Annotated in this window: 4 protein-coding genes; 3 read left to right on the forward strand and 1 reads right to left on the reverse strand. The window is 54.7% G+C overall.

The features are described 5' to 3' along the window. Nucleotides 1–124: 124 nt before the first annotated feature. Complete coding sequence (locus ACP5D4_RS19720; protein WP_428013321.1) at nt 125–2,698, reverse strand: CHAT domain-containing protein; 2,574 nt, start codon at nt 2,696–2,698, stop codon at nt 125–127. Nucleotides 2,699–2,951: 253 nt separating this feature from the next. Between ACP5D4_RS19720 and ACP5D4_RS19725 the strand changes: the two genes are divergently transcribed. The 3 genes from ACP5D4_RS19725 (at nt 2,952) to ACP5D4_RS19735 (ending at nt 8,738) form a co-directional block, all read left to right on the forward strand. Continuing rightward, complete coding sequence (locus ACP5D4_RS19725) at nt 2,952–4,139, forward strand: response regulator (RefSeq protein WP_428013322.1); 1,188 nt, start codon at nt 2,952–2,954, stop codon at nt 4,137–4,139. A gap of 75 nt (nt 4,140–4,214) precedes the next feature. Further along, complete coding sequence (locus ACP5D4_RS19730; RefSeq protein ID WP_428013323.1) at nt 4,215–5,777, forward strand: NAD(P)H-hydrate dehydratase; 1,563 nt, start codon at nt 4,215–4,217, stop codon at nt 5,775–5,777. A 969-nt stretch (nt 5,778–6,746) separates the two neighbouring features. Beyond that, a complete protein-coding gene (locus tag ACP5D4_RS19735) occupies nt 6,747–8,738 on the forward strand; it encodes a glycosyl hydrolase family 28-related protein (protein ID WP_428013324.1) in 1,992 nt (663 codons plus the stop codon). Nucleotides 8,739–8,772 lie beyond the last annotated feature (34 nt).

The raw sequence follows: 8,772 nt of genomic DNA on the forward strand, positions 1-8,772 counted from the left end.
GTCAATCAGACCTCGATCTTTGCCAGGACGACCGTGCGATTGCCAAACTTACCGTACTACAAATTGTTTAGTTTTTCGGAACGAGCAATCGATCGAGGTGACTTATCGCGATTTTAAAGGGGTTTTACAGCCAATTTCCCACCAAAACAAACGGCGACCAGTAAAACGGATGCTTGTATTTCGGACTTCGCAACAAGGTTAACTGTGCTTGTCGCAACGCTTCAGCCTTCGATCGCTCGGGATGAAGCTGTAACTGTTCGTAAAAAGCCGTCATCAACTCGGCGGTAGAGCGATCGTTAACAGACCAGAGAGTGGCCAGGGTACTGCGGGCCCCCGAACGCACGGCAAACCCCGCCAGTCCCAAAGCCGCCCGTTTGTCTCCCGCCGCCGTCTGACAGGCACTCAACACCAACAAATCAATAGGAACGCGGTTTCCCGTTTCGCGCGATCGCAACAACCGATCTAAATCCTTCACCTTAATTTCACCGTCCCAGGCCACCAAATAGGTTTCGTCAGCATTGGAACTAAACTGTCCGTGGGTGGCCAAGTGCAAGATCGAAAAAGGGCGCTCTCGCACTTGGCCTCGAACTTGCATTGTCGTAAACTCCTGATTCAACAGAATTTGACTGGGCAGGAGCGACGCAATTGCCTCGATTTCCCGTTCTACCCCCGGCAGTGCCGCGTATCCCCGTCGCGACTCAGACAGTCCCCCCATCAAGGCTAAAGCGTTTTCGGACGGCCGGACTTCCTCACTTTGTAACAGTCGCAAACTCGGGGCGAGGGCGACGCCGTACCGTTCGATGAGATACCGATCGCCGTCGTGTAACGCGGCCATGGGTAAGTTTCGTAACATTCCGTCGAGAACGAAGACCAGCGTGGTCGTATCCTGCTGGGCTAACTGCTCTTGAGCCGGACGGATCAACCAATCGTAGAGGGTTTGCGCCCGTTCCAAACGCAATCGCTCCGGAAAAATCGGATTGAGGTACTGTACCCAATCTTCCAAGGTGCGATCGATCTCCGCTTCGGAAATCCGGGTCTCGTAATAATACAGATCCCGATCCGGCATTGACAAAATCACCGCCAAGCGATCGGGCAAAACGATCGGATAAACCACGACCGCTCGAGCGTCGATTTCGTCGATTTCCACCGGGGCGGCGTCGAGACAGGCTTCTCGGAAAAAGTTATCCAACTCCGCCAGTTGCAACGCCTCGATGGTTTCCCGGGCGCGGACGAGATTGGCTTGAGGGACTTCCGCGTTCGGTCCCATCGGCGTCAACAGCAAGTCCACCAACTGACGGTAGACTGGCTCTACGCTGTCGCGGAAGGAAAACTGAGCTTCCGGCGCGATAGCTGCTAAATCTCGTCGCAATCCCTGCAAGCTCTCGATGGCACTGCTGTAGGCTAAAACGGCGCTTTCGTAATCCCCTTGTTCCTTCAACACGCGCCCGAGTTGCCATTGCCAGCGGGCTGCGATATCGGCGGCCTTGACGGCTTGGGCGACGGCCAGGGCGCGTTCGGTGAGTTGTCGCGCTTCCGTCCACTGTTGGTTTTTCTCGTACAAACGCCCCAACTGACCTAGGGCGTAAGCCTCAGAACGAGGGTCTTGGAGTTGTCGCGCTTGCCGGACGGCCGTGGCTAACAGATCGGCTACGGCCACATCGCTAACGGGCAGCTCGGCCGTTTGTTGAGACAACTCGAACCAGCTTTGGGTGAAGTTCACGCGGGCGTACACTCCTCGACGGCTCGGCGATAGCTCCTGTAACGCTTCGTAGAGGGACAGTAACCTCGGCATCGCCAACTCGGGTTTTTTTTGTTGGGCGAACAAGCCGATAGTATTGACTTGAGCTTCGATTCGTGCTATAGGGGTCTGCGTTGTTGCGGCTGCCCGTTGGTAGTAGTCGGCAGCGATATCGAAGTGGTTGTCCGCCCGTTCGTTGTTGCCCAAGGCCAGCCAAATCGGGCTGAGGTCGAAGGGGGTTTCGAGATTCTGGGCGATGGCGAGACTCTCTTGAAGGATATCTCGAGCTTGCTGGCGATCGCCGAGGACATAGAGGGCGTTTCCCAAACTGAGCAATCCCATCGCTTTGAGGGCGGAATCCCGCTGCTCCTGAAGCCCTCGATTGGCGGACTCGAGGACTGTTTGCGATCGCCGATACAGCCCCAAGGCTTGCAACGCCTGAGCGCGATCGATTTCGACGCCGAGTCGTCCGAGTTCGTCTCCGGCGCGATCGTACCACTGTTGCGCTCGTTCCCAACTGCTGAGGGCGGCTTCGGCGCGGCCGAGATGGAGGTGGAAATTGCCCAAACTGTTGAAGGTTTGGGCATAGACGGAACTCGATCGAGTGTCGTCTCGAGTGGGATCGACCGCCGCCACTGCTGCCTCGAGTAGCACCTCAGCTTGACGCCAGTTTCCTAAATCTTGATAGACCAGAGACAAATAACTCCGGGCTAAAATCCCATTGAGAAGCTCTTCCTGGCGATCGGAAAGAGTTACGGCTTGATTCCAAGCATCGATCGCCTCAGACAGTCGTCCCGATGCATAGTGTTGTCGTCCCCGTTCGATCCACGATATGGCAGTTGCCGAGGGGCTTTCGGCCATGGCGACCCCCTGGCGAGGCGCTGGGGTGACATGGAGAGACCAAAAGGGAACAGAAACACCGCAAAGCCCTGCGGCCAAGATCGTAGCCAGTCGTTTCACTGTTGTTCGATCCCCTGTTCTCGTGCGTTCCCACGGTGGATGTCGATCGATTTTCGGACAAACTTTTCGCCGCGACCAGTAACGGCGTGCGATCGCACCGCTATCTTTATTATCGGATATCGTCGGCTGAAGGCTTGAGTAAAACTACTGAAAGACATCATTGAACTTATTAAAAAACTATACGGAAAACACGGATAGGAGTTAAGAGAAAGCACAAGATACAATAGATAAAACAAACGCTTTTGCCGCCATCATGGTTTCTCATCTACCCGGCATTGCGACGCTCGCCCGTAGCTTTTCCGAAATCCAGCAGCACGAAAAAACCGGAAAACTGCTCTTAAACGGACGGGGCGAACGTTGGCAGTATTACTTTATCGACGGCCAGTTACTCTACACAATTGGCGGCCGTCACCGCGTCCGCCGCTGGAACCGCGCTCTGGCAAAGCACTGTCCCCACTGGCGACTCGATCTCCGCTCCATTTCGCCGACGGGATTGTGGGAATACCAACTACTCCATCGCGCTCTGCGACGAGAGGAGTTGAATCTCGCCCAAGTCCGAGGCATCGTGGCCTCGGTAACGCGGGAAGTCCTCTTCAGCAGCCTCGACAGCTCCGAGCTGAGCGTCCGTTGGATTCCCGTTTCTCGTCCCGAGACGCCTTTGCCCTTGGGGTTACGTCTGACAACATCCGAGTTCGACGCCCTGTTTAAAGACGCCATCAACTTGTGGCAACAGTGGCAGGGAATGGGGTTGAGTTATATCAATCCCGACGACGCCCCCCGTTGGCAAGCTCAGGCTCAAAAAGTCCAAGCGCAGCTTTCCCAATCGTCGCTGTCAGTGCGCCAACTGCTAGGGGGACAGTATAGCCTTTGGGATATCGCCCAAAAGCGCAAGCGATCGCTGGCTTATTTGACGCGCACGCTCCATCATTTCGTGGAAGCTGGCACCCTGGAATTTCGCGCGTTACCCGATTTGCCCTCTCCTTTCGAGCAAATGCAGCTCGTCGAAGCCGCCGTCACCGGAGAACGCAGTGCGATCGCCTGTATCGACGACAGCCCAATCGTGGGAGAACGGCTCAAACAGATTTTAGAACCCGCAGGCTATCGCGTCCTTAACATTCAACATCCGTTACAGGAAATGGCAACGCTCTTATCCGAGCAGCCTGAATTGATTTTCCTCGATTTGACCATGCCTGTCATCCACGGCTGCGATCTCTGTGCGTTTCTACGAAAAACCTCAGTCTTCCAAGCCACGCCGATCGTCATTTTGACCAGTAGCGACGGCGCCCTCGATCGCGTGCGGGCCAACCTCAGCGGAGCCTCGGAGTTTTTGAGCAAACCCCCTAACCCCAAAGCGGTGTTAGAGGTCGTCCGCAAACATCTGACTCGCTCCCGTCCCTTCGCCATGACCTCTTACCACGCCAGCGATCTCGTCGATGTCTAGGACGCCTTTGGAGGAAAGCGTCCCCTCGGGTTAGGCTTAAACCCAAACGCCACATCTTCAATTGAGCCTAAACCGATGACAACGCCGTTTCCCTTCCCCCTCGACGCCATCGATCGCGTTATCGTCACCGCCGAACAGATGGCATCGATCGAATCCCGTCAGTTCGAGGCCGGAATGCCCGTTTCCGCCTTAATGGAAAAAGCCGCCAGTCGCACCGCCGCACGTCTGATGGCGATTTTAGACAGAGATTTTCCCCAACCCCACCCCCATATCGGCGTTCTCGCCGGGCCGGGACACAACGGCGGCGACGCCCTGGTTATCGCTCGAGAACTCCACGTTCGGGGCTTTCCCGTCTCCGTCTACCGTCCCTTGGGAGACAAAGCCAAATCCCTCACGTCCCAACAAGCGCAGTACGTCCGTCATTTGGGGGTTCCCTTCGTCGAATCCGTGGAATCCCTTCAAACCTGCGACTTGTTCCTAGACGGATTGTTCGGCTTCGGACAAACTCGCCCCATCGAAGGGAACTTAGCCGAAGTCGTCCGCTGGATAAACCAGCAACCGCAACCCCTCGCCAGTATCGATATTCCCTCGGGACTCCACACCGACACCGGAGAAGTGTTAGGAACGGCGGTAAAGGCGACATACACTTTTTGTTTGGGGTTGTGGAAGCTGGGATTTTTTCGAGATTCAGCTTTAGACATTATCGGAGATGCCGAACTCGTGGAAGTCGATCTTCCGTTAACGGATGTTTTGGCGGAGTTGGGAGAAACGCCGTCGTGGCAACGCATCACCCGTCAGACGGCCTTGGCGGCGTTACCGCTTCCCCGAAAACGGGCGACGCACAAGTACAAACAGGGACATTTGCTGTTGGTGTGCGGTTCCCGTCAGTATTCCGGGGCGGCGATTTTAGCCGGATTGGGGGCGAGAGCCAGCGGCGTGGGGATGTTATCGATGGCCGTTCCTGAAACCGTCAAACCGTTGGTTCACGCCCAGTTACCCGAGGCCTTGGTGTTGGGATGTCCTGAAACTGAGGGGGGCGCGATCGATCGATTTCCCGAATCTTTCGAGATCGATCGATACGACGCCATCGCCTGCGGACCGGGCTTGACGTTGCAAGCCGAAGCCGTCGTCCGAACCGTTCTCCACACTACGAGTCCTTTAATTCTCGACGCCGACGGGTTAAACCTCCTGTCTCGCCTGTCCGAGTGGAGAGAAGGACAGCCGAGAGATGAGTTGACCCTGGCGAAGCCTTTGATTTTGACGCCCCACGGGCGCGAATTCCGGCGGTTGTTCCCAAATTTAGAAGAGGCGACTCCCGTTTTGGCCGCTCGAACCGCCGCCGCCGAAAGTCAGGCGATCGTGGTAATGAAAGGCGCCCGAGTCGCCATCGCCTATCCCGGCGGGTTCGTCAACGTCAATCCCGACAGTACCCCCGCCCTCGCCCGAGGCGGAACCGGAGATGTATTAACCGGGTTGATGGGGGGACTCGTGGCCACGGCCGCCGCTGAGGGCGTTTCTATCGAACCGCTGGTGTCGGCGGCGGTATGGTGGCACGCCCACGCCGGACGACAGGCTGCCGAAGAACGGAGCGAGTTAGGCGTCGATGCGTTGACCTTGACTCAATACCTTAATTGCTAGAGCGCCCACTTCCCCATCCTCGATCGACAACTTTCCAAACAGTCTTCGAGCGATGGGGATCGCTCCCAGGACACTTCGTCACTCAGTGGCGTCTGTAAAGTTACGGAAATACTCGCGATTTTACTTAATGATTTCAGGCTTTTTCAAGGTAAATTCGTAAAGCTTTTCTAAAGGATATCGGAAATTACGTAAAATATTGGTGAGGGTTTACCGTTTCTGCGATGAACTTGCGGTAAAGCTCAGTAAAATTACGGTCATGAATCGATCGTTGCATTCTGTCGAGTCGCGCTTTCCTCAATTTAGACCAATTGGAAAGGCGATCGATCGGCGAGTTTTGCCACCAACTCGTTAGTTTTGGCATGGCAATTTTACAGATAACTTTTTGAAATTTGGTTCCGCTGGTCAGCTTCTCTCTCCAGATACCCGGCATTTCCAAGATGTCGGGTATATTATATAGCAATTTAGCGAAATTGGATATTGACACAAATCCTTGAATATTGCCATAAAACTTGCTTGCGATGCAGTATAACTTCATCCAAAAACAGGAGCAAAAAGCAAAAACATATAGTTTAAAAGGGAAGGTATAAGGGTGAATCTACCCCATATCGCCATCTTAAACGTCACCTTTTTGGATTCGAGAACGCCAAATTTACTAACTTCTCAAAATCTTGAATTTTTCTCCATATTGACGACGTTAACTCGAGCGAAGTCGCCCATAACTCCACTCATTTAACGATCCAATAATTTGAGAAAAAAAATAAATTTGCGGAACCTCTGTTGGGAGCCAACGTCTCAGCTAGAAATTCGATGTTCCGTAAAAATACGGAGGCATAAAAATTTGGCTTAAGTAAAAATGCGCAAAGCACAACTGCATCGGTAACAAAAACTTCATCTTTGGGGGCAAGTGAGACCGTTTAACCACAAAAACTTGCCCCACCCCTTGCTGTTTCACTTAAGAGTTCGATCGCCATGTCCTCACAGATCGTATCCACCCCGTCGAGTCTATCGACCGTCAGCCTACTCGCTCCCAACGCCGTCCCTCGCGAGGGCAGTGCCTTACCCTACACCGTCACCGTCAGTTATCACGGCGATTATACCCTCGAGCCGTCCAGCATCGACGAGAGCGATATCAGCGTCACCGACGGCAGCGGAACCGTTCTCGAGGTATCCCTCGTCAACATCAACTCAGACAGCCGAGGCAACCCGGCAAACGTCAGCTATGCGATCGACCCACCGGGGGGAACCTGGGACGCCAGCGACAGCGGTCCTTACCGCATCACCCTCGAACCGAACGCCGTGCGCGATATCGATTTCAACTTCTACGACAGCGGCAGTCTCGGAACCTTCGACTTCGAGATCTCAACCGTCGTTCCCACCGAAAACATCGTCTTTCCCGACGATTCCGGCATCATCGACGTTACCGATTTCGGCGCACTTCCCAACGACGGCATCGACGACACCGCCGCCATCCAACAAGCCCTCGACGAAAACCCCTCCGGTAACACCATCTTCTACCTGCCCAACGGCGTCTACGACATTAGCGCCCCCCTGGTATACGCCGGAAGCCAAAAACGCAACATCCTACAAGGGCAAAGTCGCGACGGTACCATCCTCAAACTACAAGATAACTCCGGCCTCGACAGTGCCATTATCTTCACCGGGAGTCCCCCGGCCCAACGCTTCCGTAACAGTATCCGCGACTTAACCGTCGATATTGGCGTCGGCAACCCCGACGCTTCCGGAATCAGCTATATCGCCAACAACCAAGGCACCCTCAGTAACGTCAAAATCATTTCCCGCGACGGCCAGGGACAAATCGGCCTCGACCTCGCCCCGGACGAAAACGGCCCCGCCTTTATCGAAAACCTAGAAGTCATCGGGTTCGATGTGGGCATTCGCACCCTCAACCCGACCGCCAGTCTCACCTTTGAAAACATTCGCCTCGAAGGTCAAAACCAATACGGTTGGACGAACTTCAACGAAACCATTTTTGTCAGAGGCTTAGAAAGCGTCAACGCCGTTCCCGCCCTGTGGAACCAACCCAACGGCCTCAACAGCGTCACCCTCATCGATGCCAACCTGCAAGGGGTGGGGAACGCCAGTAACGAAGCGGCTGTTTACAACGAAGAACAGCTTTACGTCCGCAACCTCAATACCTCCGGGTACGAATTCGCTATTGATGGCAACTTCCAACAACCGGATGGATTCGTGGAAGAAGCCATCGCCCGAGGGGAGTTTCAAACCCTCTTCGACAGTCCGCAACGTTCCCTCAACCTGGACATTCGCGAAACCCCCGAAGTGCCGTGGGACGCTTTGAGTCAGTGGGCGAGTCCCCTGGCCTTCGGTGGGGTTCCCAGCGACGGTATCGACGATACGGCGGCGATTCAAGCGGCCATCGATTCCGGGGCGACTACGGTTTATCTGCCCAACGGAACCTGGCAACTTGAAGGAGAACTGGAACTGAGAAACAACGTCCGGCGTTTTTTGGGAACTGAGGCACAGTTACAAACGGAGACGGGGGCTGTTGTCCGTTTGGGGGACGGAACTGCTTCGACGGTGGTTTTCGAGCGGATTGAAGCGGGGGGTATCGAGTTCCTTCACGATAGCGATCGAACCTGGGTGTTATCGAGTTTGTTCGTCAGCAGCTATCGCAATACCGCCAACGGAACCGGGGATTTGTTCGTTCAGGACGTAACTGGCGGTCCGTGGGAGTTCGAGAACCAAAATGTTTGGGCCCGACAGTTCAACCCCGAAGTTACCCGAGGGGGCGTTCGCGTCAAAAACGACGGCGGCAACCTCTGGATTTTCGGATATAAAACTGAAGACGAAGGAACCCTCGTAGAAACCCTCAACGGCGGACAAACGGAAGTTATCGGTGCCTATATCCTCAACGGGGATTTCGGCAATATTCCGGCGTTTATCAATACTGAATCTTCTGTCATTGACTACTCTCCGCGCTAAAGCGACGGAGATTCCCCGGAGGGATTTCAGCACT

It is taken from the genome of Baaleninema sp. (assembly GCF_049974805.1).
Taxonomy (GTDB): domain Bacteria; phylum Cyanobacteriota; class Cyanobacteriia; order Cyanobacteriales; family Geitlerinemataceae; genus Baaleninema.